The sequence below is a fragment of the Streptomyces sp. NBC_01515 genome (genome assembly GCF_045040345.1).
Lineage (GTDB): Bacteria > Actinomycetota > Actinomycetes > Streptomycetales > Streptomycetaceae > Streptomyces.
This window is the reverse complement of record NZ_CP109416.1, coordinates 57,406-80,292: the sequence shown is the minus strand read 5'-3', so window position 1 is coordinate 80,292 and position 22,887 is coordinate 57,406. Positions and strand designations below refer to the sequence as shown.

At 67.9% G+C, this 22,887-nt stretch carries 15 protein-coding genes and 1 pseudogene; 11 read left to right on the top strand and 5 right to left on the bottom strand.

Annotation, left to right across the window (positions count from 1 at the left end):
• Positions 1 to 468: 468 nt before the first annotated feature.
• A complete protein-coding gene (locus tag OG407_RS00305; RefSeq protein ID WP_405868213.1) occupies positions 469 to 888 on the top strand; it encodes a LuxR C-terminal-related transcriptional regulator in 420 nt (139 codons plus the stop codon).
• A gap of 183 nt (positions 889 to 1,071) precedes the next feature.
• Here the strand turns inward: OG407_RS00305 and OG407_RS00300 are convergent, their stop codons facing one another.
• Positions 1,072 to 2,940 (bottom strand): protein kinase domain-containing protein, encoded by a 1,869-nt coding sequence (locus tag OG407_RS00300; protein WP_405853848.1) that lies wholly within the window; start codon positions 2,938 to 2,940, stop codon positions 1,072 to 1,074.
• 222 nt (positions 2,941 to 3,162) lie between these two features.
• On the opposite strand from OG407_RS00300, the gene OG407_RS00295 reads away from it, so the two are divergent.
• From OG407_RS00295 to OG407_RS00280, 4 genes and pseudogenes are all read left to right on the top strand, one after another.
• Positions 3,163 to 3,456 carry a DUF3040 domain-containing protein gene (locus tag OG407_RS00295; RefSeq protein ID WP_405853846.1) on the top strand — a complete coding sequence of 98 codons (294 nt, stop codon included), beginning with the start codon at positions 3,163 to 3,165 and terminating at the stop codon, positions 3,454 to 3,456.
• Between the two features lie 219 nt (positions 3,457 to 3,675).
• Positions 3,676 to 3,930: pseudogene (locus tag OG407_RS00290) on the top strand (helix-turn-helix domain-containing protein); the annotation flags it as partial.
• Positions 3,931 to 3,937: 7 nt separating this feature from the next.
• On the top strand, positions 3,938 to 4,687 hold the full coding sequence (locus tag OG407_RS00285) for a hypothetical protein (RefSeq protein WP_405853844.1): 750 nt from the start codon (positions 3,938 to 3,940) through the stop codon (positions 4,685 to 4,687).
• A gap of 111 nt (positions 4,688 to 4,798) precedes the next feature.
• Positions 4,799 to 6,208, top strand: coding sequence for a hypothetical protein (locus OG407_RS00280; protein ID WP_405853842.1), 1,410 nt, complete (start codon positions 4,799 to 4,801; stop codon positions 6,206 to 6,208).
• Positions 6,209 to 6,336: 128 nt separating this feature from the next.
• Here the strand turns inward: OG407_RS00280 and OG407_RS00275 are convergent, their stop codons facing one another.
• From OG407_RS00275 to OG407_RS00265, 3 genes are all read right to left on the bottom strand, one after another.
• On the bottom strand, positions 6,337 to 6,879 hold the full coding sequence (locus tag OG407_RS00275; RefSeq protein ID WP_405853840.1) for a hypothetical protein: 543 nt from the start codon (positions 6,877 to 6,879) through the stop codon (positions 6,337 to 6,339).
• A 133-nt stretch (positions 6,880 to 7,012) separates the two neighbouring features.
• Complete coding sequence (locus tag OG407_RS00270; protein ID WP_405853839.1) at positions 7,013 to 13,336, bottom strand: DNRLRE domain-containing protein; 6,324 nt, start codon at positions 13,334 to 13,336, stop codon at positions 7,013 to 7,015.
• 841 nt (positions 13,337 to 14,177) lie between these two features.
• Positions 14,178 to 14,717 (bottom strand): helix-turn-helix domain-containing protein, encoded by a 540-nt coding sequence (locus OG407_RS00265; RefSeq protein ID WP_405853837.1) that lies wholly within the window; start codon positions 14,715 to 14,717, stop codon positions 14,178 to 14,180.
• A gap of 53 nt (positions 14,718 to 14,770) precedes the next feature.
• Between OG407_RS00265 and OG407_RS00260 the strand changes: the two genes are divergently transcribed.
• The 3 genes from OG407_RS00260 to OG407_RS00250 all read left to right on the top strand — a co-directional run bounded on the left by OG407_RS00260 (position 14,771) and on the right by OG407_RS00250 (position 17,937).
• A complete protein-coding gene (locus tag OG407_RS00260) occupies positions 14,771 to 16,078 on the top strand; it encodes an alpha/beta fold hydrolase (protein WP_405853835.1) in 1,308 nt (435 codons plus the stop codon).
• A gap of 329 nt (positions 16,079 to 16,407) precedes the next feature.
• Positions 16,408 to 17,022, top strand: a complete 615-nt coding sequence (locus tag OG407_RS00255) for a DUF2867 domain-containing protein (RefSeq protein ID WP_405853833.1) — start codon at positions 16,408 to 16,410, stop codon at positions 17,020 to 17,022.
• A 447-nt stretch (positions 17,023 to 17,469) separates the two neighbouring features.
• Positions 17,470 to 17,937, top strand: a complete 468-nt coding sequence (locus OG407_RS00250) for a hypothetical protein (RefSeq protein WP_405853831.1) — start codon at positions 17,470 to 17,472, stop codon at positions 17,935 to 17,937.
• A gap of 711 nt (positions 17,938 to 18,648) precedes the next feature.
• Here the strand turns inward: OG407_RS00250 and OG407_RS00245 are convergent.
• Positions 18,649 to 19,563, bottom strand: a complete 915-nt coding sequence (locus OG407_RS00245; RefSeq protein ID WP_405853829.1) for a DUF3152 domain-containing protein — start codon at positions 19,561 to 19,563, stop codon at positions 18,649 to 18,651.
• 570 nt (positions 19,564 to 20,133) lie between these two features.
• Here OG407_RS00245 and OG407_RS00240 point away from each other — a divergent pair.
• The 3 genes from OG407_RS00240 (at position 20,134) to OG407_RS00230 (ending at position 22,870) form a co-directional block, all read left to right on the top strand.
• Entirely contained in the window at positions 20,134 to 20,826 is a 693-nt protein-coding gene (locus OG407_RS00240; protein WP_405853827.1) for a response regulator, read from the top strand.
• Between the two features lie 104 nt (positions 20,827 to 20,930).
• Positions 20,931 to 22,352 (top strand): sensor histidine kinase, encoded by a 1,422-nt coding sequence (locus OG407_RS00235; protein WP_405853825.1) that lies wholly within the window; start codon positions 20,931 to 20,933, stop codon positions 22,350 to 22,352.
• A complete protein-coding gene (locus OG407_RS00230; RefSeq protein WP_405853823.1) occupies positions 22,349 to 22,870 on the top strand; it encodes a hypothetical protein in 522 nt (173 codons plus the stop codon). The genes OG407_RS00235 and OG407_RS00230 overlap by 4 nt, the downstream gene beginning before the upstream one ends.
• Positions 22,871 to 22,887 lie beyond the last annotated feature (17 nt).

The window sequence follows — 22,887 nt, the reverse complement described above, 5'->3', positions numbered from 1 at the left end:
GCACGCTCTGGTCCTGCTGGGTGAGACCCCGCAGGTCGAGCAGGCCTTCGCCGTGATGGAGGCCGATGAGCGCGGCAGCACGGCGATGCGTAGCACGGAGGCGGTACTGCACCTCGCCCAAGCCAATCCGCAAGCGGCGAGAGACGTACTCGCATCGCGTTCCGACGCATCGTGGTCGGACGCGTCACGTTCCGGCGAATCGCTTTCCGACATGTCACGTTCCGACGTGTCTTCGGCGGGAACACATCCGGTGTGGACCGTAGCGGCATTCCTGCTGGAAGCCACGGCATGCGAGGCACTCGGCGACTCGGACGAGGCCGGAACCGCTCTTGGTCGGGCTCTCGAAACCGCCGAGCCCGACCACGTGCTGCTTCCCTTCCTCCTCCACCCCGCCCGTGACTTGCTCAAACGCCACGCAGGCAGAGACCCCGCACACCGCGCGCTGATCGAGGAGATCCTCGGCCGGCTCTGGGCCACCGTGCGTACGCCCCCGCGGCGGCGAGGCTCGCGGCGTCAGCACACCTGCGCGATCCGCTCAGCGGCAGCGAGACGCGCATACTGCGATACCTGCCGACCAACCTGTCCGCGCCGGAGATCGCAGCGGAGCTGTCGTTGTCAGTCAATACCGTCCGCACGCACATGCGCACGTCTACGAGAAGCTCGGTGCCCACAGCCGCTCTGAGGCTGTGCAACTGGCTCGGTCCTTGGGCTTGTTGGCTCCTCCTGCCGGCCACCTCGGATAGCGCTGGAATCTTCGCGGTTGGGCGGAGAGCGCGTCAGACGCTGTGCGCTGTGGACGTTGTACTCGCGTTCGAAATACCCAGACCGCGTGTCGGCGCGTTCATGTCCGGGAAGCTGGCCTGCGAGTCGGTCGGTGGCATGGCGTGACTTCCTGCGCAGGTCCATATGTCTCCCTGCCCTCAGCTGCCTGGAAACCGCCATGACTCCCTCCTCCGCCTTGCAGCTGCACGCACCAGACCCCGCTCGGGTCGGCCAAGAGGCACCGCGTCTCACAGCCGGCCTGAGTCAAACGACAGCCCCTGGAAGGCGTTCCCGTGCTCGGCGCGCGCGTCAGTTCGTCGCCCGCAGGAACACCCACACCCGGTGCCGTACGACGCCGTCCGTGAGGACAAGACCCTCGTCGGCCTGGAACCTGCTCACCGCGGCCTCCGTCCCGGCGCCGAACACGCCGTCCACCTCGCCGCTGCCGATGCCGTACCCGCGCTTCGTCAGCATGCACTGCACCTGCTGGACGCGTGCGCCCTCGTCGCCTCGCCGTGTCTTGGCGTAGCCCGCGTAGTACGTGCAGTCGGAGATCCAGGGCGGTGTCGTCGGCTCGGACACCGTGCTGCCGCTCGGAGCCGGGGTGGTAGCCGTGCCCCCGCCGGAACCTGATCCGGTATCCGCGCTCGCGGTCGGTGCCGCACCGGTACTCGTGTTCGTCACGGTGCCGGGTGTCGCCGGATCGACTCCGTCGCCCGGGTCCGCCGAGCCGGAGATCTGAACGGGCCCGGCGGCGCCGCCGGCACTGTTGACGGACCTGCCCGGGACGGATTTTCCGCCCGAGGCCACGGGCGCCGGTGAGAAGGTGCCCGCACCCGACGGGGCGCCGGCCGACCCAAGGGCCCCCGGGGGTAGGGAGTTTGCCGGGGTGTCCTGCCGGGAGATCACGAAGACCGAGGCGGCGACGGCACAGAGGGCGAGTCCCACGGCGACGGCGGGCACCGGTTTCCTGCCCATCCGGACGAGGATTCCGCCGGGGCGGGGGGACCCCGGCGAGGTTTCTTCAGCGGGGCCCGAAGGACTGGAGGACAGGGACGATCCGGAGGAACCGGCAGGGGCGGAGGGGCCGGAAGGTGTCGCCCCAGCCGCCGCATCCATCTGCTCGCCCACGCCTGCCGCCACCGCCTCCGCCGGGGCGCCCGGCCGCACGGCCTTCCGCCGGTTGTCGGGGAACCGGAGCTCCACCACCCGCTCGACGGGCAGGCGATACAGGGCCTCGTACGCCCGTTGCCGTGCCAGTACCTGCGCGTGCAGCGGCTCGGGCCACTCGACTGCCCCCAAGACATGTGCGTCCGCCGCATCGGTAAGAGCCTTCGGAGTGGGTCGCAGCTCGGGATCCTTGGCGAGGCAGGAGAACAGCAGCTCGCCGAGGTCGGGGTCCACCGCCGAGATCTCGCCGAGCACCTCCTGGCTCGGCTCCTCGAAGGCGACCCGGTGCATCACGTCGACCCCGGTGCCGTCGCCGAACGGAGCCCGGCCGGTCGCCGCGTAGACCAGAGTCCCGGCGAGCGAGAACACGTCCGACGCAGGGCCGGCGTGGCCCGTCCTGAGGTATTCCGGAGACATGTAGGCGGGCGTTCCCACCCGGTTGCCCGTGCCGGTGATGGCGCTCGCGTCGGCGGCCTTCGAGATGCCGAAGTCGATCACGTACGCGCCTCGGACGGACAGCAGCACGTTCGACGGCTTGAGATCCCGGTGCACGATCCCGGTGGCGGCCAGGTCGGCGAGCGCCTGCCCCAGCTCCGCCACCAGCCGCCACACCGCGGCGGGTGCCAGGGCCGCCTTGTCCCGTACGGCATCCGCCAGATCGAGCGCGGGAAGGTACTCGGTGGCCATCCACAGGATCTCGTCCTGGAAACCGGTGCCGCACAGTCTCGCCGTATGCCGCGTACGAACCTGTGCGTGCACCGACGCCTCGTGTTCGAACCGGCGCCGGAACCTGGCATCCTCCGCGTACTCCGGTCGGATCACCTTGACCGCGAACAGACCAGGGCTGTCGTCCGCGGGCCGCGCCAGATAGACCCGCCCCATGCCACCGCTGCCGAGCAGCCCCAATGGCAGGTACGGGCCCACTCTTTCGGGCTCACCGGCGCGCAGCGGTACGGCACCGGTCTGCCGCAGCGCGACAGCCGCGTCCGTCGCCGGGCCCGTCGGCACCGGCCGCTCCTCTGCCACGGAACCCCCGAAATCGTCTTCTACGTACGCCAGTTCGCCTTTCGGGCAAACATGAGGCTAGCCCAAGGCGTTGCGTACGGTCAGCGTTTCGATCAGTTCTGTCACCGGGTCACGGGCGTGTGCTGTGCGAGCCCGGACGGTGCGCCGGGAAATGCTGAGGGAAGGCCCTGTCCATGGCCGCGCCGGTTCCCGGAAGGCGCAGCCGTGCATCGGGACGACGCCGAACGACTGGCCGATCTTGAAGCGCGACTCGAACAGGACGATCCCCGTTTCCCCCACGCCCTGCGTGCCAGGCGCCCGGCACGGCCACGGGAGTACCGGCGTACCGGTTCCTGGTGCGCGCTGGGCGTCGGCGCGGTCGTGCTGATCGTCGGGATCGTGGTGTCCGACGGACTCCTCATCGCCGCGGGCCTGGTCCTCATGGGCATCGTCGCCCAACTGCTGGACCCGAAGGAGGCACCCCTGAGGCGCCGCGGGAGCCAGTGGGCGGGGCGGTGACCCGGGGGACCCGTCCTGGGCGGCCGTCCCCGTCACCCGGTCGAGTCCGACGGAGTGATCCCGTGGCGGACCCCGTCCCGAACCGTGACCATGTCTGGCCTACGGCCCGTTGATCCATAAACCTGAGTTCCACAGTTTGCGGTGTCGACTAGGGAACGAAAACGTGGGTTGACCTGCGGAAACGCCTGTTAGCACGTCGAGATGGCGTGTCACTAGGCGGGGGATACCCCCTCGCTCAGCAAGGTCGCCGCCTTGTGGGGGAACACGCCGGTGACCGTCCGGCTGGACGACCTCGACAAGATCTGTGCGGCCCTGAACTGCAGCGTTTCCGATCTGCTGGAAGCGGAGCCTGTGGCGTCGATGACCGGCTCCCAGGAGAATCAGAAGGCTGTGGGCGCCCCGGAGGGCAGCCCCGGGCCGGCGCGGCCGATCGCCCGACGCTCTGGTCCGCGACGCCTCCAGCCCCCGAACTGATCAGCCGATGGATCGGCAGGCCAGACAGTGCAGTGAATGCCTGAAGTGGGGGTCCTTCGCCGGTTTCACCTGCTACGGGTGCCAGAGCTGGCGGAAGAAGTATGCCGATTGGGGGCAGTGCCGTCGGTGTCGGCATGTTCAGCACCTGGGCGCCGACGGGTTCTGCAGGTCCTGCCTGATCGCCTTGCGTGAGGTGGGCGGGCTCGACCCGGCTCCCGGTGACGTCCTCGTGCCGCAGCCCTCTCAGCTCACCATGTGGTGGACCGGCCTGCCCGCGGCCGAAGCGCAGCCCTTGACCAGATCCGCTGGCAGGCGCCGGAAATACCCGCGCAAGAGCCTCCTCCTGCCTCCTGCTTCCAAGCCGCGGCGGGACGATCCGCAGGTTCTCGCGTCGGCGATCTGCGGGCAGACGACGCTGTTCACGATGCCGCGGACGATCACGGCCGATCACCTCGACCGCATCAGTGACCGCACCTGGCCAGAGTGGGAGGTCCTGACCGCCGTGGTCGCCGAGGTGGCCGCGGAGCGGCAGGTCGGCGATGTATGGCGCCGGCTGGTCCACCGCCAGCTCCGGGGCGTTCTGTCGATCAGAGACGCCGACGGCGAAACGGCCGTGGCCGAGGAGACCATCGACGAGGTTCCCCGCGGGGTCCCGGGCGGCACTGCCGAAGTCCTGCGACGAGCTGGCCTCCTAGGGCCGAGGAAGCGTCACCGGCCGACACGGTGGCCCGTCGGCAGCTGCCAGGGCTGCGGATGATGGGGCATCACCAGCCGTCTGTGCCCTGGCTGCCGCGGCTGGGGGCGCCCCAACATCGGCCTGTGCTGTCCGCCGGGACAGTGCGACCGGTGCCGGCGTTCGAAGCTGCCCGTGTCGACCGAGCACGGACTTTGCCGGGGATGCCTCATCCACGTTCGCGAGAACAGGACCGAGGACCACCCGGGCTTCACCCAGCTGCAGATCGCCTTCGGCGGCCGGCTCGCCCACCAAATCCGCAATGTGGAAGGGAGGTTGGGGTATTCACCCGACCGATACCCGATGCGGTCCCGCGAGGCGGAACGACAACGCGGTCGGCGCCTGCGGCCCCCGGTCTCGGACCACCTGGTCGATCCGCACCAGCTGATCCTGTTCGATACGGACAGGGACTGGAGCCGGGTGGCGCGTCTCACCGCAGACAAACTGCCTTCTCTGACACCGGAGTCCGAACAGATCGCGGCCGAGTTCACACGCGTCTCACGACGGCAGAACCGCCTGATCGATCCGGACCCTCACCGACATAAGGCGTCCCTTCGCGCTCTGCGGATCGTCCTGGCATGGCTCGGCGCTGCGGCCCCCGTCCGGGAGCGTGACCTGCGGACTCTGGCAACCCTGGACCGCAATATCAGCGGGCAGCGAGTGGTCTGGTTCCTGGCCGAACGCGGTCTACTCGAACGCGATCCCGCCCTGCAAATCGACCGCGATGCCCTGAGAGCCGAGGAGATCATTGCCCGGTTCCCGCCCACGATGGAGGACGAACTCCGCTCCTGGATCAAGGTGCTGAGGGGGGAGGGACGGCGGGAGCACCCTCCGCTGTCGTCCCACCGGATTCTGGTGTACCTGCGGATCGTCTGGCCCGTCCTGGAGGAGTGGGCCCAGCGGATGGAGACCTTGAAGTCAATCACCACCAAGGAGTTCAAGGCCGTCCTCGACGCCAGGAAACCAGGAACCGCGCGGGCCGTTCACCACGCCATGCGCAGCCTCTTCCAGGGCCTCAAACAGGAGCGGGCGATCTTCCGGGATCCGACCCGCGGTGTCACTCTGCCCGGCGTGGTCACCCTGCCGGCCGCGGTGCCGAGCGACCGCCTGGCCGAACTCATGGGGCAGGACCGGACTCCCCTGCCAAGGCTGCTTCTGGGCCTGGTCGCCATCCATGCGGTCACTCCGACCCAGGCTGCCCGGATCTGCCTTGACGACGCCGACCTCGCCCGAGGCCAGCTGATCATCAGTCAGCGATATCACCGCCGGACCGTCTATCTCGACCCGATCGCTATCGAACTTCTGACCGATTGGCTCCGAGAGCGGCAACGCACCTGGCCCACTTCAGCCAACCCGTACCTCCTGGTCACCAGTCAGACAGCCCTGGACATCGCCCAACCGCCTGTCAGTTATGGGCTGTTGCAGCATGTCTTCGAGAGGATCGGGATTCCCGCCCGGGTCACGTCCCCTGTGATGCTGGCCGACTTCGATCCCAAGGATGGAGCGCTGTCACCGCGCCTCGTGCCGCGAACGATGGCCGCGTAGCGTCTGCCGCCTGGGGTGGCGCTTGGCGCGTAGGGCGTCTCTACCGGCCGGTGTCGTCCGCCGCGAGGCGTGGACCCATGGCTTCGGACCGGCTGCCAGCTCATCTCCGCCCTTGCGAGCGTGGATTGCTACCGGGTGGGGTCGGGGGCTGTCATGGTGCGGACTGTGTGAGGTCCGGTGGTGCAGATCCAGGCGACGCCGTCGGGGATGGGCTGGGGGTGGGTGCCGGTGCGGTGGTCGGGGCAGACGGGCCACACGGTCTGGTGGCGTCGGGCGAGGTAGTCCTGTGTTGCGCCGGCGACTTCCTGGAAGATTCCCAGAGGTCCGATGGCGAGGATTTCGCTGGTGTAGACGTTTACTTGTCCTGCGGGCTCACGGGGTTCGGGGTGGAGGATGTGAGGCGTGAGCGTGAGTGGAATTGCGGATTTCAGGTCGGTGTCGGCCGCGTGCAAAAAATAGTCGATGGCCTGATTTGTGAGTTCGAGGCGGCGGTCGAGTACCAGTGGGGCGACCATGTCGGCGGGCATTTCGCCGTTGTGGATGAACAGGTTCCACAGCCAGGCACGAGCGTCTGCCGTGTTGACGGAGATGGAGAGTTCCACTTCGAGGTATGCGCACCACGTGTTGAAGGCGTCGATGCCTGGTGCCGGCTGGACGGCTTCGGTGTCCACGGTGTGTCCTGTTCGGTCTGCGCGGGAGCGGGGAGGGCCCCATGGAGCGTGGAAGGGGCCGTCCCCGCATGCTAGTTGGCGTCCTGGTGGTGCTGGGCGTGCGGGGGTGGGCTAGGTGCGGTGTGGGTCGTTTCTACTTGTACGTGCCACCTCCGCCGAAGGACCCTCCGCCGGTGTAGTAGACCTTGACGCCGCCCAGAAGCCAGGCGACGCCGTGGTATTCGAGGGTGACTCTGTCTCCGGGATCCATGAGGCAGGAGACCACTTTCTTGATGCACCAGAACCAGCCGCGGTCGCCTGCGGCCGTGGATTTGTTGCTGTACCAGTACCCGTGGAAATTGTAGCTGCCGAATTCGGAGTGCGAGTAGCTGTTGCTTTTGACGTACCAGCCGTCGCTGTAGAGGGTCCAGACGAATGTCTCGATCCAGGCCGTCCTCATCTTTTTGCGGAAGGTGACCCAGAAGCCGACGGCGCAGCGGTGCCTGCTGTCGCAGGAGCGTTTGATGGTGGTGCACTCGTAGGTGGTGCAGATCTTCTGGGTGCGGCTCTTGATGGTTGTTCCGGTGAGGTCGCTGGCGTTCTGTGGATCGCCGCAGGCGTAGTCGTAGTTGTTGCAGCTGCCGCCGGCGACGGGGTCGGTGCTGAGGAAGCGTCCGGTGGTGGGGTCGTAGAGGCGGACGCCCATGAGGACGAGTCCGGAGAGGGCGTCGCTGGAGCGCTGGTCGGCTCCGTGCCAGGCGTATCGGGCGGTCGTCGTGGTGGAACGGTGGTTGCCGTACTCGTCGGTGTCCAGGACGGTGGGGGCGACGGCGGTGTCACTGGGGAGCCGGATGGTGATGTCGCCGTGCAGGTTGCTCAGCTGCAGAACGGTGCCACCGGTCTGGTTGGTGGTCGCGGCGAGCGCGTTGTCGAGGTCGGTGACGTTGCGGGTGATGGTGCCGCTGGCGTCCTCGGTGGTCCAGCGGGGGCTGTCGCTGTCGGAGGAGTAGTGGTTGGTGCGGGTTGCCTGGGTGGTCCAGGTTCCGGCCGTGCTGGTCTCGCGCGTGTAGGTGCGCGAGCGCTGGGCGGGGTCCAGGGTCCAGGTCTGGCGCTGGGCGCCGGTGGTCTGCTGCTGGACGAGGTCATTGGTGTAGTAGGCGAGGCTGGTGGTGGGGGTGGCGGTGGTGCGGCCGTAGGCGTCGTACGTGTAGCCGGTGTTCACGAGCCGATCGGCGCTGTCGTAGGTGTAGTTGGAGGTGGTGGCGCCGCTCGTGGTGCAGTCGGCGTTGACGGCCGCGGTTGCGGTCGCGAGGCTGGTTCGGTTGGAGTCGGCGTCGAAGGTGTAGGCGCGGGTGGTGCACACGGCGTCCGGTGTCGTGTCCTGGACGCGGGTCAGGCGTCCCACGTTGTCGTAGGTGTAGGTCTGTGCGGCGGTGACGCCCGGGGTTCCGGTGTGAGCGGCCTGTTGGCCCTGGATCGTGTAGGAGGCGCTGTCGCTGAGGACGACCGTGCTGTCGCTGGTGCGGGTGTAGGTGCGGGTGACCGGGGTTCCGGTGGTGTCGTACTGCTCGGTGAGCGTGTAGCCGCCGGGCAGGGTCTCGGTGGTGAGGCCGCCGTCGGCGTTGTAGCGGGCGGTGAACGTGCCGGCGACGGAGTCGGTGACCGAGGTGGCAGTGCCGCGGGGGTCGACGGCGGTGTCGTAGGCGTAGGTGGTGGTCGACGGTGTGCTGTCGGCGAGGGTGGTGGGCCGGTCGAGACTGTCGTAACGGGTGCTCGTGGTGGCGCCGTCGGCGTCTGTGTAGCTGATCTGCCGTCCGAGCTGGTCGTAGGCCTTGGTGATCGTGCCGTTGCTGGTGCTTTGCGTGAGGGGCACGCCGATGCTGGTGTCGTAGGTGGTGGTCGCGGCCGGCAGGGCGGTGCCGAGGCCTCCGGTGGTGGTGACGGTGTTCTGCCGGCCTGCGTCGTCGTAGGTGACTGTCGTGGTGCGTGTCGAGGTGCCGGCGGTGACGGTCGTGATGGCGGGCTGGCCGTACAGGCCGTACTGGATGGTGGTCACGGGGCGGGCCGACGGGTTGCTCCCGCCGCCGGTGACTGCTGCGCCGGAGCCGGTCTGACACAGTGAGTCGGCCCATTCGGGGTGTTGGCCGCAGGTGCCGCCGCCGTCGGCGGTGTAGTAGGTGTTGACGGTGGTGCCGGCGTCGGTGCCGGAGGAGGCGGGCAGCGTGGACTTGGTGACGCGGCCTTGGCTGTCGTAGGTGGCGGTGGTCGTGACGGCCAGTCCGCCGGGGTCCTGGACGGTGCTGGTGGGCCGGCCCTTGGCCCAGTCGTAGCCGGTGGTGGTGATGCGGGCATCGGCGGTCAGTCCGGGCCAGCTACGGGGCTGCGCACTGGTGATCGTCTTCGTGATCTGGCCGCTCACGACGGCTGTGCCGTCGGTGGGCCGTCCCTGGTCGTAGGTGTTGACCTTGTGCGCGCGGGCGATGATCTGAGAGCCGGCGCTCGCGTAGGTGGTCGAGCCGCTGGTGAGGTTGTGCTCCAGGGCGACAGCGTGCAGCGGCCCGAATGTTTCGGTTTCCAGGGTTCCGTCGGCGTTGAAGAGTGTGGTCTGGGAGAGCAGTTGGGCGCGTTCGGCTGAGGGCAAGGCGATGATGCCCAGCTCGGTGAGTTGTTTCTTGGCGGCGTCGGTGGAGCCCAGGGCCAGCTCGCGGTTGGTGGCGGACAGGGACCGTACGGTGTTGCCGTAGCGGTCGTACTCGGCGACGGCGAGATTGCCGCCTGGGGTCGCGGAGTCGACCTCGCGGCCGGAGGCGTTGAGGTAGTGCAGGTCCGCGCGGGTGTAGTCCGTCGCGTTCAGGGTGGTGCCGTCGTGGCTGGCCGGGACCTGGTCGGCGGGGAAGATGGCCGTGCCGTCGGTGGGCTGATCACTCTGGCCCCACGCGGAAATGGTCTGCGCGGAGAGATTCACGGGTGCCTTGGCACCGGTGAGCGGCACGTTGTAGACGATGCTCGTGGTTGCGGTTCCGTTGGTCTGTGAGGCGCTGCCCGGTGTGAGAGTGGCTCGCGAGACGCTCAGCAGCATGCCCTCACCCGCTGACGGCGTAGCAGCGGCGTTGCCGTAGGTGAAGGTGTACGGCAGCTGCCCCGGCGGGGTGACCGAGCTGACGCGGCCGGCGCTGTCGTAGGCGTAGGCGATCTTCAGCGCCGGGCTGATGCGAGGGTCCCATGCCTCACGCAACCGGCCGTCGGTGTCGTAGGCGTAGCGGGCGACGGTGGTGGCTGTCGCGGTGCTCGCGCCGGGGGCGGTGGCCCACAGTCTCAGGGAGGACACCTGTCCGGTGTAGTCGCCGAAGGCGGACGCCGTGGCGGTCGTGGAGGTAGCGTAGACGAAGTCCAGGACGCGGCAGCCCTTGGTGGAGGGGGCCGTTGTGCAGGTGGCGAGGCTGGTCGCGGTGGTCGCGGCGATGATCTGCTTGGGCCGGGTCAGGGTGGTGGTGCCGGCCGTCTCGGAGATGACTGCGGTGGTGGAGTTGGCCAGGCCGTTCGCCAGTGCGCTGGTGACCGTCCAGGTCACCGCATTGCTGGTGGCCTTGGAGAAGGTGACGACGGTGCCGTCGGTGTCGGTCAGCGTGAAGTCGCCCGAGGCGAAAGCGCCGTTGAGAGTGAGGCTTTCCGCGCCTGTCTGGGGTGTCCATCCGGTGCCGGTTGCCTTCGCAGTGAAGGAGATGGTGGTTCCGTCGGCTTGGACCACGTCCAGGGAGGTCGTGGACGTTTTGACGATCTGGGTGTAGTCGGAGGACACCTTGTCGGCTGTGGTGCCGGCCAGCCATTCGTCACCGAAGATGGCCGCTCGGCCTTCTTGCTGGCCCCCTGCTTGCGGACGGCGTGAGGATGCGGTGCGGGTGATGGAGATGTCGAACGCGTTGGCGTCGGTGCCCGACAGGGTGAAGTCGCCGGTGAGCAAGTTCAGGGATCCGGGCACGGCCTCCTCGCTGTCGGCATAGTCGGCGGTGCGGTCGACGACGATATCGATCGGGTCCGAGGAGGCTGTGGCTCCGCCGCTGCCGGTGAAGTCGGCACGCAGTTGTACGGCGCCGTCGGGGTTGACGGTGCCGGTTGCGTTCCATGTCAGAGCGGGTGACTTCCCGCCGGTCAGGGCGACCGGCCAGCTGGAGATGACGCTGCCACCCAGCAGCACGTCGGATGCCGGCACCGTGCTCCACCCGTCGGCGGTGCTGCGCCGCCAGGAGAAGGTGACACCGCTGTAAGCGGAGCTGTCTGCCTCGGCCTCCAGCGGCAGCCGGGCCGCCGTGTTGGTGCCGTCATCGGGGCGGGTGATCCCGCCTGGCCCGACATGGAACGTGTACTCGGTGACGTCCGACTTGTTGTCGGCCTTGTCACTCGCCCGCACTTGCAGCGTCCGGGTGCCCGCCTTCTGCGGCGTCAGCGAGAACGCCACCGGGCTGGTGCTGCCACTGGTCGGGATGGAGGTCCAGGTGTCGCCGTCGTCCGTGGACCACTCAACGGCGTTCTGGTCGCCGGATGGCGGAGTGACCGTGAACGTACCTGCCTGCCCGACTCCCTTGACCCAGCTGCTGGTGGGATAGTCCGTCGAGGTCACCGCAGTCGGCGCGGAAGGAGCTGAGGTGTCCACGGTGAACGTCGCCCACGCCGACCAGTCGTTGTTGTAGTGCAGGCCGTCGTAGGGGTTGGTGCGGAATTTGTACGTCTTGCCGTTGGTCAGCACCCCTGAAGGCACGGTCACCGACGCCGGCTGTCCCGACGCCACGTACGGCGAGACCAGCAGGTTGCCGACCTGGGTGTCCGTGGCGTTGTCGAAGATCTGGAACGTTCCGTCGACCTTGTCGTTGTTGGAGTCGGCGAAGGTGTCCCGAAGGGTCGGTGTCACGGTGTTCACGTACCAGGCCCCGCTGGAGGCGTCCTTGAAGAACGGCGGCCCCGCCTGCTGATCCGTCCCCGTCCGCGGGCGGTAGTTGTAGGTCACGACCAGCTTCGGCGGATTCGACGCCGCATCGGCAGAGTTGACCCGCTTCCACTGTTCGACCACCGTCTCACTCGACGCTCGCAGCCCCATCCCCGACGTCGCGTTCTTCGCCGACGCCCACGTCTGGGCAAGCGTGGTCACGTCCGCGTTGATCCAGCCATCCGGCTGCGAGGAGCACCCCGCGTTGCCTGTCGTCTCACTCGACGTCGCGTACTTCGCCGTCCACGCCGGCTGGGCTGTCCACCGGGATGACGTCGACGCCTTCCCCGCGTCCCACACCTCCCACGGATACGCCGCGCAGTCGGTGTTCGCGGAGTGGAAGTTCCACAGCGACAACTTCGCACTGGAGACCAGCGCGTCGGCGAACGGCGCCGTGTTCCACGTGATGAACGAACGCGCGGTGCGCGCCGTGCCGTCGGCGTTGGTTGTGCCCGGATTGCCCAGGTCCAGTTCGGTGTCGGTGGACCAGTCGGCCGTCTCGCCCTGCTGCACGTAGGTGTCGAACACATCGCTGAGCGACGAGGTCGACGGATCCACGGTCACCGGATACACCGTGTCCGCGTCGGCAAGGAACGCGGCGTCAGGAGTGAAGACGAGATCGACCGAGTCCTTGTGCTCCACCACGCTCAGTTTCACCGGAGCCTGGTGGGTGTGCTCACCCGACACCTTGTCCACGGCTGCGTCCCACATGACCGGCGACGGCATGACTGCCTGCTTACGGCCGCCGTCTCGGGTGAACAGCAGCGATCCGTCATCGCGTTGCTTGACCGAGAGCCCTTTCGTCTCCAGCGGCATGACGTAGGAGTAACCCGATTCCGCAGGCCGCTGGTTGATGTTGACGAACTGTTCGAACCCTGTGCGGGTCGCCTGCACCACCACGTCAGCGCCCGGGAGCGCATCCGCGTAGGTGGCCGTGTTGTTTTTGAGCTGCGGCTCGGGCAGACCGCCCTTCCACCGCAGCGTTATCTGCTGATCGCCTTCCCCGAGTATCACCAGGTCACGGGCGCTTGCCGCTCGTGCCGCCTTCAGGGAACTCGCGACACTTCCCCCGCCGGCAGCAAGCCGCAGTCCCTCGGGGTGGCCCTTGGGCTCGACACTGCCGTCCTTGTTCTCGACGAGGTTCAGATCGACTGGATGCCAGGTGCCGCCCTCCTTGTAGCGGATGGGTCCAGCGGAGACTTCAGTGGTCAGGGAGCCGTTCGCGTTGACCCACGTCGTGGACGTCTCAGTACGCTCCGACAGCGCCTCGATCCTGCGCCCCGTCAACCGGGCGGCTATGCGCGCCGACGCCACATCGGCCGCCTCGGTAGCGACTGAGGACGGCCGCTTTTTCCCAGAGTCCGCCCCTGCAGACAGCGGGGCCGCCACGGCAGGAGCGAGCAGCGTTCCGGACAAGGCCAACGCCAGCACACTCGCAACCAGTTGACCGCCTCTCCCAGGCCGTAGCCGGTCCCGCCATCTCACGACTGACGACATCGTGGCTCCTTCAACTCACGCACCGAAGTCGCCACATGCGACTCGTGTGACGATTTGAAGGTAGCTTTAAAGAAAATATGGAAAATATGGACGATGGTGGGAATCTAGGAAGCTACTTGACGGTAGCGATGGTGTGATCATGTGCATGTTTATCCAGGTGTGTAGAGGTGTCACACCCGCCACGGGTCGGGCAGTTCATCGGAGCGGGCCGGATCGGAACCGGCGAGTTGGCCCAGCCCGGCGGGGACGGGCGATGGTGACGCAGCAGGCTCGGTCTTCCGTCCCATCACGAATCACCATCGCGGCCGAGGCGGGGCATCAGGACCATGCCGGCCACGTCGGGCGGCCGCGAGAATGCCGGAGTCCTGCCTTGGCGCCAGTCCCAGAGTGCTGAAGTAGGAGCGACAGCGGCCCTGATGTGTCTGCTGAACCACAGGAAAGTTGCAGGTCGTCGTGCCAGTCTGGAGCGATCCCCTACACCCATGTGGGGTCTCAAATCCCGCGTCGGAATCTCACGGCCAATGTCGGATCGATGGCGGATGCGACACCGGCCGTGAGACCGCCCAGGTCGAAGAACCGACGGCCCGAGCCGCCTGGCGCCGACCGTCGAGGAGACGACACGGGCGTGAGACTCCAGCGTCCGAAACGTCGTGAGACTGCGGACGAAGCCGCAGGTCATGAAGGCGGCGTCCGACACGAGCGCCGAGAACCTACAACCCATGTGTGGGGCCGGTCTACTTCAGCTGTCCCGTCTCAGTCGACCTGGCCCCTGTCTCAAGTGATCTGGTCTGATTCGCTCGTCATCTCAGATGATCTGGTTCACGGTGAGCGGCGGTGTCGGCTACAGCGGGTCTTGCTGTTCGGCGGGGAACAGGATGGGGCTGAGGAGGTAGCGGGTACGTTCCCCCGACGCTTCGTTGGCGAGGAGGGGCGCGATGGCGGCTTGCATCGCACCGATCAGTGCTACGAGCTCGTCCTTGCTGAGCCAGATTGCGTGCTGCCGATAGCCGACGAGGTCGTCTACGGGATCGCTGCCGTCGCGCTCCAGGTAAGCGCCGAACTCCGCGACCAGGGCGGCCATGGCGGCAGCGAACGCCCGCTCGTGGTGCTGCGGTGTGAGCGCACGCGCGGTTTCCGCGTCGATGCCCGCGCGTTCCTGCCGCAGCCGGTAGCGGCGTTCGACGGCGCCCCGCACCCGCCGTTCGTCGGCGACGTCCAGGATGCCGCCCGCGGCGAGAAGGTCGACGTGCCGGTAGACGGTCGCCTTGGACACGTCCGGGATCAGAGCGCACAGCTGCCCGGTGGTCAGGACCCGCCCACCGCGCAGTGTGTGGACCACGCGGAGGCGGACAGGATGCGCCAGGAGTTCCAAGGTGTCCATCCCTCCACTTTCTCACGCATGCTACCTTTCTCAAATCTAAGAAAGGTGAAGGGATGCAGACTGCGGAGGAGACCGCCGTGCTGGTGGTCGCGTGGGCGCGCGATGCCCGTTTCAGGGAGATCGCTGCGCTGTTCGCCCCGCCCTTGCGTGCCGCGCTGACCGCCGAGACACTCCAAGCGGCCTGGCTCGCCGAGACCGCGGGAACCGGACCGGTCACGGACCTCGGCGAACCGTCGAGCGAGAGCCTGCGGCCGGACCTGATCCGCGTCAGCGTTCCCGTGGTCTGCGAGCGGGGACAGTTCACCGCCGTCATGTCGGTCGACTCCGCCGGCCTGCTGAACGGGCTGCGCCTCGCGCCCCCTGCCTGCGAACCCTGGGCGGCGCCCTCCTATGCGGATCCGGACGCCTTCGAGGAGCACGATGTCACAATCGGAGCCGGTGCTCTCGCCGTGGCCGGCACCGTCACCGTTCCGCGTGGCGACGGCCCGTGGCCCGGGGTCGTGCTGCTGAGCGGCGGAGGTCCCTTCGACCGGGACGCGACCAGCGGACCCAACAAGCCCCTCAAGGACCTCGCCTGGGGTCTGGCCAGCCGCGGCGTGGCAGTGCTGCGCCACGACAAGGTGACCTTCACATACGCGGCGGAGGTCGCCGCCGCGGACGACTTCACGATGACACGCGAGTACGTCCCCTACGCCGTTGCCGCCGTGCGCCTGCTCCAGGAGGAGCCGCGCGTCGATGCCGGCCGGGTGTTCGTCGCCGGGCACAGCATGGGCGGCAAGGTCGCCCCACGGGTCGCCGAGACCGAGCCGTCCGTCGCGGGCGTCGTGATCCTGGCGGGCGACGCCGAGCCCATGCACCGGGCGGCCGTCCGGGTCGTGGGCCACCTCGCCGCCCTCGACCCAGGCCCGCACTCCGAGGCGGTCCTCGCGGAGATCACCCGTCAGGCCGCGATCGTCGAGACCGCCCTGTCACCCCGTACGCCCCGGGAGGACCTACCCTTCGGCCTTCCTGCCTCGTACTGGCTGGACCTGCGCTCCTATGACCCGGTTGCCACCGCCGCCCGCCTGGGCAAGCCGCTCCTGATCCTTCAGGGCGGCCGCGACTACCAGGTCACCGTCGAGCATGACTTGTCCCTCTGGCGAGAGGGACTGGCCGGGCGTCCGGACGTCACCATCCAGATCCACGAAGCCGACGACCACCTCTTCTTCCCAGGGACGGAACCGTCGACGCCCGCCGGGTACATGGCACCCCAGCACGTCGACGCGGCGGTCATCACGGACGTCACCGCATGGCTGGACTGCCGGCTTCAGTACGAACCCTGCAACCGGGCGAAAACGCCCCAGGCGAACCAGATCACCTGAGACGGACACAGGTATCCGCTCTCCCCGGACGAGATCATCTGAGATTTTCAATGCCTCTCCGTCTCACTTGAACTGGTCGATCCAGGTCGGAGCCGGTCTCGGAGACCAGATCCTTTGCGACGGACATCAGCAATCGAGCCCGTATCTCAGCAGTAGATGAGCCGTTGGCTGGGTAGTTCTCGCCGAAGAGCAACGCTATGCCGTGCAGCAGCCTGATCTGAACGACCTATACGACGAGCAGATCCTGCAGTGGGCTAGCTTCGTCATAGACGCACGCGTGTAACGGGAGTGGCGGACGACATGCGGCCCAGGAGAGGTTGGCAGCGGCCATGAAAATTCCCCGCACGGCCCATTCCGACCAGCCGTGGCGGATCCACGAGTTCACCGGCGACTTTCGGACCGAGGACGTGTGGTCCCTCCGCACCCCCGGTGCCGGACCGGACGACTTTCCCGTCATACTCGCCGCGATGCAGACAGCCGGCGGATTCACCAAGCCGCCCCGTGCAGTCCGGTTCCTGTTCGTGGTGCGCTCGAAGCTAGGTGCCCTCCTTGGTTGGGACAAGCCCAAGACGAGCCTCGGGACGCGGGTTCAACCACTGTATGACCGCCTGCCAGGCGATCTCCGTGAGACCGTCGACGTCTCCGACACCAGCGACGCTCCGTTCACCCCTGTGTACCTGCTCCACAACGAGTCCGTCCGTGAACTGGCGAACAAGACCTGCCACGCCGTCATGCACCTGGGGTGGGTGCCGACCGGAGGCGGCGCATACGAACTGCGGATGGCGATCCTCGTCAAGCCCAACGGCCGGTTCGGACGGGTGTACATGGCTCTCATCGCACCGTTCCGCTACCTGATCGTCTACCCCGCGATCACCCGGCAGTGGGAGCGAGCCTGGCGGGACCGCGAGCTTCCGCCCACCGCGAACGTCGGTCCTCGGCCGTAGTCGCTGCGAGCGTCGACGCCAATTCGTGGCCTCGCAAGGGAGAGTCCCGGCCGCCAGCACCCAGCCCCGGCCACCGTCATGCGCATGCTGCGCGAACACGACGAGCAGACAGCCACAGCCCCTCTGGAGCCCACGGCCTGACCTGGGGCTCAGCACCCCAACCCGGGAACCGTCAGCCTGGGTCGCTGCTCAAGTGCCGGTGCCGCAGAGCTGTCGGGGTGTGCTCAACTGCCGCAATGTCCCAGGTCGGCGTGCTCAAGTGCTTCGGATCCCTACATACAGCACGCAGCCGAAGGGTGGAGTCAGGCACTGGCCCGGGCCGGGCAGATCGCGGCGTCTCGCCGGCCTCCCGCCCTATGCGCCGAGAGGCACTGGGATACCGAGGGGACGGGTGCGCAGCTGACCATCGACACGCAGACCGACACGTACGAGCAGGCGATCGCGGCAGTGCAGTCCGCGTTCGGCATCAACCCGGCTGCCGTCACGGGTGGTTGGCCGGAGGCTCCCGCACTGGCGCTGCGGCCGGGCCCGGCGGACCTGAGCGGGGAAGAGCTGTGGGAGGGATGGACGGAACGGCTGCTGTTCGACACCGTGGCGTCCGCGGTGCCCGGCGCCCGGGCTGTCCTGCGCCGCCTCGTCGAACTGGGCGGCACCGCCTCCTACGACGACATCCAGGACCACTTCGCCGGCCACCCCGAGACGCCGATCGCGCAGGGGAAGATCGGCGGGACGCTCACCAGCATCCGCGCCGTACGACGGTGGGTCGGCCCGGACAACCGGGCCGACGTGCTGGAGCGCGACGAGCGAGCGCGGATCTATCGGATCGAGCCCGTATTCGTGGAGGGCCTCAATCGGGCCTTCGACCTCGCCGACGCCCGCCCGGACCTCCTGTGCCAGGAGCCCGTGAGCGGGTGAACAGCCGGCTCGGCAACGGCAGTTGGCCGACAGTGGCAGAGAGGTGACCGAGGTGACGCTCTTACGACGGCCGGGCTCGTTGTGCCGTGTATGGAACTGCTGTTGAAGTCCGCGCCCGTCGCCGAGACACATGCCGATCGGGTTGTGGTGAGCGCGTGTCACCTCGCGGACACGGTCACGTCGGCCACCTGGAGTGCCGGCGCCCTGGACGACACGCTCGATGCCGTCGACACTCTCGCCGCCTCGGTGTCCGGGATCGAGCCGGAACTCGCTCAGGCCCTCGCCGCGGTCGCGACCACCGACGCGCGCCGGCTTTTGGGACTGACCGATGTTCCCGCGTCCGTGACCGGTTCCGCTCAACCGGCACGTGCTGGCGGGCGACGGCTACGACGCCGGGGTTTGGAGGCTGGCGGTCCCACTGCCCGGCGTGCGTGTGCCAGCGCGACCATACGGGAGGCTGAGCATCGCAAGCGGGGTCAACGCATCGCTGCCTCTTCGCTGGTGAGGACGAGGACCTCATCCTGCTGGCGTCCGGATGCCGAGTTGCCCCGACGGCCCAGCGGCGGTCCCACAGCCTGCCGAGGGAAGCGACTCGGAGCCGCAAGCCATCAGCAGCGGGCACACTCCCGCGGCCGGATTGAGAATACTGCGGCGGGAACGTGGAATGGTGCGGCGCCGAGTACGGCTCCGTGCGCATCGTCGGAGGGCCTGCTACGGGGCGGGCGGCCCGGTGATGAGGTGGCCGTTCTCGTCGTAGGGCCAGGCGTTGGCCTTGCACCCGAACAGGCCCTTGATCTGCTGCATCATCACGGGGGCCAGTTGTCCGGGGCCCGCGCATGTCTCGTGCGTGTAGCCCAGGTAGTGCCCCATCTCGTGGTTGACGATCAGGGTCCGGTAATCATGGATCGAGCCATCGAACGTCGGTGAGCCGTCGACCCAGCGTCTGAGATTCACCACCACCCCGCCGGGAACCTCGCAGTTGTATTCGCCGTGAGTGTCCTGCTGAATGCCCGTCCAGCACAGGGCATCCGCCGTTCCCGGCGTCGCGATCATCACCTTGAGGTCGTAGGGCTCTCCCGCCCCCACCAGCTGGAACGACGCAACCCCGTTCCGGGTCCAGCCCCGGCGAGCGGCGAGTATGTCAGCGATCTCGTTCGCCGCTTGGGCCGCCGAGATGTCGATTCCGGTCTCGACCTGCACCGTGTACCGGAGCAGCTTTGCACCCCGCCCGACCTTCGAGCCGCTGGCCCTCGCAGTGACAAATGTGCCAGGACCCGTCGCGGGGACGTCGATCTTGGTCGAGGTCGGGGTCGGCTTGGGGCCCGGCGTCCGGGCGGGCTTGGGCGTTGGGGTGTGAGTGGTGTTCACCGTGCTCCGCGGACGCGGCGTAGCGCTCAACGCGTCGCTTCGTGCGCCCGCCTGGTAGTACACGACGGAGCCGAGCAGACCGACGGTCACCAGTGCGCCGATGAGGTACGTCCGGCGTCGGCTGCGCGGGCGGCCTCGACGGCGGGAGGGGCGATGGCGGCCACTGCCTGGAGGGGCCCGGTGCAGACCGTCATAGTGGTCGGACGCTGTACTGCTGTCATTGCGCGGGGCGGATTCCCGGTTTCGTACCGAATGCATGGCAGCTCAGGCTGGGCGTTCCAGATGATGGCCATGAGCTCGTGTTGTGACGAGTAGGCAACGAACGAACTCGCGATGGGTGACTCAAGTGCCCTTTTCGAAGGTCGAGTTGTACGCGGCGATCCGCCATGACGCTCGGGCCGAAGAGCTGTTCAGCAGGGTCTTGTCGGCGAAGTGCAGGGGCGGCCCGCAGGACGGTGGCTCTGGCGTTGGAGCCGGTGTGGCCGGCGCCGCGCAAGCAGCTTCCGCCCCGGATCTCTCGCCTGGATCCGTTCAAGGCGACGGTCGACGGGATCCTGCGGGATGACCTGCATGCGCCGCGCTAGCAACGGCACACCGTCAAGCGGGTCTTCCGACCGGCTGACACTGCGCTGTCAGACCAACTGGCCATCACAAGAACGAGGTTGGAAGAGGCTCAAGGTCTGATCGATGTGCTCATGTCCGATCAGAGCTGCCGAACAATACGATCGAGAAAAGTCGGGAATGTGACTGAACTGCAGCAGCCTCGATCATGTGATCATTGTGTAACAGTGATGCGGCGGACCGAGGGCCACCGCTGATACTGAGCGCATGCCTTGTGTCCTCCTCATCGAAGACGACCCCGCTGTCCGTGAAGGCACCAGTCTGGCACTGCGCCACCAGGGGCACGATGTTGCGGCGGCTGAGACCGGTGAGGAGGGGCTGCGTCGGCTGCGGGCTTTCCTGCCGGACGTCGTGGTGCTCGATCTGATGCTGCCCGGCATAAGCGGGCTGGAGGTGTGTCGCCGGATTCGCGCGGAGAGCCAGGTGCCGATCATCATGGTGACCGCCAGGGGCGACGACGTGGACATCGTGCTCGGGCTCGAAAGCGGAGCGGACGACTACGTGGTCAAACCCGTCCAGGCACGGGTTTTGGAGGCCAGGATCCGTTCCGTGCTTCGCCGCGTCGAGCAAGGACCGGCCTCTGACGGAGTCAGCCCGCCGGCCGAGACGTACGGTGAGCTCCGCATCGACCGCGCGGGGCTCGCCGTCACCTGCAGGGGCGCTACGGTCCCGCTGGCTCCGTCCGAACTACGGCTGCTGCTGACCCTGTCCGCCTCTCCCGGTCGGGTGTTTAGCCGCCAGCAACTGCTGGAGACCGTCTGGGAACACAGCTACCACGGAGATGCACGGCTGGTGGACGCCTGTGTCAAACGGCTGAGGACCAAGCTGGCCGAGCCCCCGCGGCAGCCGCGTTACGTCGAGACCGTCCGGGGCTTCGGCTACCGGTTCAACCGCACCTGATGACGGCACGGCTTTCACCGCGCACGTCCTTGGCCCGGCGACGACTTCTCCGCTTCCTGCCCACGGGCGGTCTGCGTGTCAGACTTGTGGTGGCCTTCGGACTGGTGGCTGTCGTCGCTGCCCTGTCCACCGGGGCCCTGACGTTCCGCCAGGCCCGCAGCGGCATCCTCCAGCAGAGCCAGGACAGTGTCATCCGCCTGCTGCGCGACCGGGTCGACTCCCTCGCACCGTCACTGGTGCTGCCGCCCAGCCGACAGGACCTGACGGCGTTCGCGGCCAAGATCGCCCAGGGTGATCCCTCGCGCAAGTGGCGGGTACTGGTCGTCTATCGGGGGCAGAGCGCCACGTCAGTACCGCAGGACCCGTTCCACGAGCTGACGGCCGCCCTGCGCACCGCGGCGACGACCCAGACGCCGACCGTCTTCCAGCGGGTGACGACCGGTGGCCGCCCGTCCCTGGTCGTGGGCATACCGGTCATGTCCACCGCCATGGCCAACGAGCGCCGGGCCTCTGGGCTCACGGTCTTCCTGGTGGTTCCCCAAACAGGCGAACTCGGCTCCGTCCAGGCTCTGGTCGCTGCCATGGGGCGGGCCACCGTACCCGCCACGGGCCTGGCCGTGCTCGTCGCGCTGCTGGCCGCCCGGGGAGTGCTGCGACCCGTACGCGAACTGCGCCGCGCCACCCGGCATATCGCCGAGGGCCGGCTCGACACCCGCCTCGCCGTCCACGGCTCGGACGAACTGGCCGACTTGTCCCACACCTTCAACGAGACCGCCGCCGCCCTGGAGGAGTCCATCGCCGAACTACGCCGCATGGAGACCAAAGCCCGCCGCTTCGCCGCGGATGTCTCTCACGAACTGCGCACCCCGCTGGCGGCCATGTCCGTCGTCACCGACATCCTCGACGAGGACGCCACCCAACTTGCCCCGGACACCGCCTCCGCGGTCCGGCTCATCAGCGACGAGACCGCCAACCTCGCACGTCTGGTGGAGGACCTCATGGAGATCACCCGCTTTGATGCCAGCGCCGCCGCCCTGCACCTGGACAAGATCGATCTCGCGGAGTCGGTCCAGCGCACCCTTTCGTCCAGGGGCTGGCAGGACTCTGTGGTCACAGTGATGCCTCCACCAGGGGTGCTGCGGGGGCAAGTCGACCCCCGCCGCCTGGACGTGATCGTTGCCAATCTGATCGGGAACGCCTTGCGCCACGGGGCACCTCCGGTACGGCTCTCCGTATCCGGTCGCCAACGGCCCACCGCAGACGGTGTGCGGCAGTGGGCAGTCATCGAGGTGCTGGACAACGGGTCCGGGATCCCGGATACCGTCCTGCCGCACATATTCGACCGCTTCTACAAGTCCGACACCGCTCGCACCCGGACGGAGGGCAGTGGCCTGGGCCTCGCCATCACCGCCGAGAACGTGCGTCTCCACGGCGGCACGATCCGCGCGGCCAACCACCCCGACGGCGGCGTCGTTTTCACCGTCGAACTCCCGTTGCCGGAATCCGCAGAGGAGGATCGGCCATGAGGTGGGGTGTGTTTCTTGCCACGGCTCTGCTGCTGTCAGGCTGTGGCATCCCGCCAACCGGCATCGTCCAGGCCGGCGACCCCGCCAGCGGACTCCGGTCCGGTGTGCTGCTCTACTTCATCGCCGACGACGGACACCTGGTCCCCGTATCCCGTGAGATCGCCGAGCCGGTCGATGTACGCCAAGCCATAGGGCTCCTGTTCGCCGGCCCTGACGACCGGGACCGGATGCTCGGTCTGACGACTGCACTCACCCGTACACCTACTCCGGCCATCAACACGCAGGACGCCCTGGTGACACTTCGTCTGCCCGCGGGTACCGACCCACTGCCGCCGCTCGCCGCCTGGCAACTGATCTGCACAACAGCCGAGGCACGTCTGACCGACGACCGGAACACGGTGACGACAGGGGTGACCGTGGTCGTGATCGAACCCGGCGGGCAGCGCACACGAGGCTCCAGCCATGGCTGCTCCGTTCTCGCCGCCCCTTCCGCCGCAACTTCTCAGGCTCCTGGCTGAGTAAATCCGCCACCTGA

What these genes read in the sequence shown, in the direction of transcription:
- OG407_RS00255 (WP_405853833.1), top strand. Translation starts at nt 16,408, where the DNA reads ATGAAAATTCCCCGCACGGCCCATTCCGACCAGCCGTGGCGGATCCAC.
- OG407_RS00265 (WP_405853837.1), bottom strand. Translation starts at nt 14,717, where the DNA reads ATGGACACCTTGGAACTCCTGGCGCATCCTGTCCGCCTCCGCGTGGTC.
- OG407_RS00270 (WP_405853839.1), bottom strand. Translation starts at nt 13,336, where the DNA reads ATGTCGTCAGTCGTGAGATGGCGGGACCGGCTACGGCCTGGGAGAGGC.
- OG407_RS00230 (WP_405853823.1), top strand. Translation starts at nt 22,349, where the DNA reads ATGAGGTGGGGTGTGTTTCTTGCCACGGCTCTGCTGCTGTCAGGCTGT.
- OG407_RS00245 (WP_405853829.1), bottom strand. Translation starts at nt 19,563, where the DNA reads ATGCATTCGGTACGAAACCGGGAATCCGCCCCGCGCAATGACAGCAGT.
- OG407_RS00240 (WP_405853827.1), top strand. Translation starts at nt 20,134, where the DNA reads ATGCCTTGTGTCCTCCTCATCGAAGACGACCCCGCTGTCCGTGAAGGC.
- OG407_RS00285 (WP_405853844.1), top strand. Translation starts at nt 3,938, where the DNA reads ATGGATCGGCAGGCCAGACAGTGCAGTGAATGCCTGAAGTGGGGGTCC.
- OG407_RS00260 (WP_405853835.1), top strand. Translation starts at nt 14,771, where the DNA reads ATGCAGACTGCGGAGGAGACCGCCGTGCTGGTGGTCGCGTGGGCGCGC.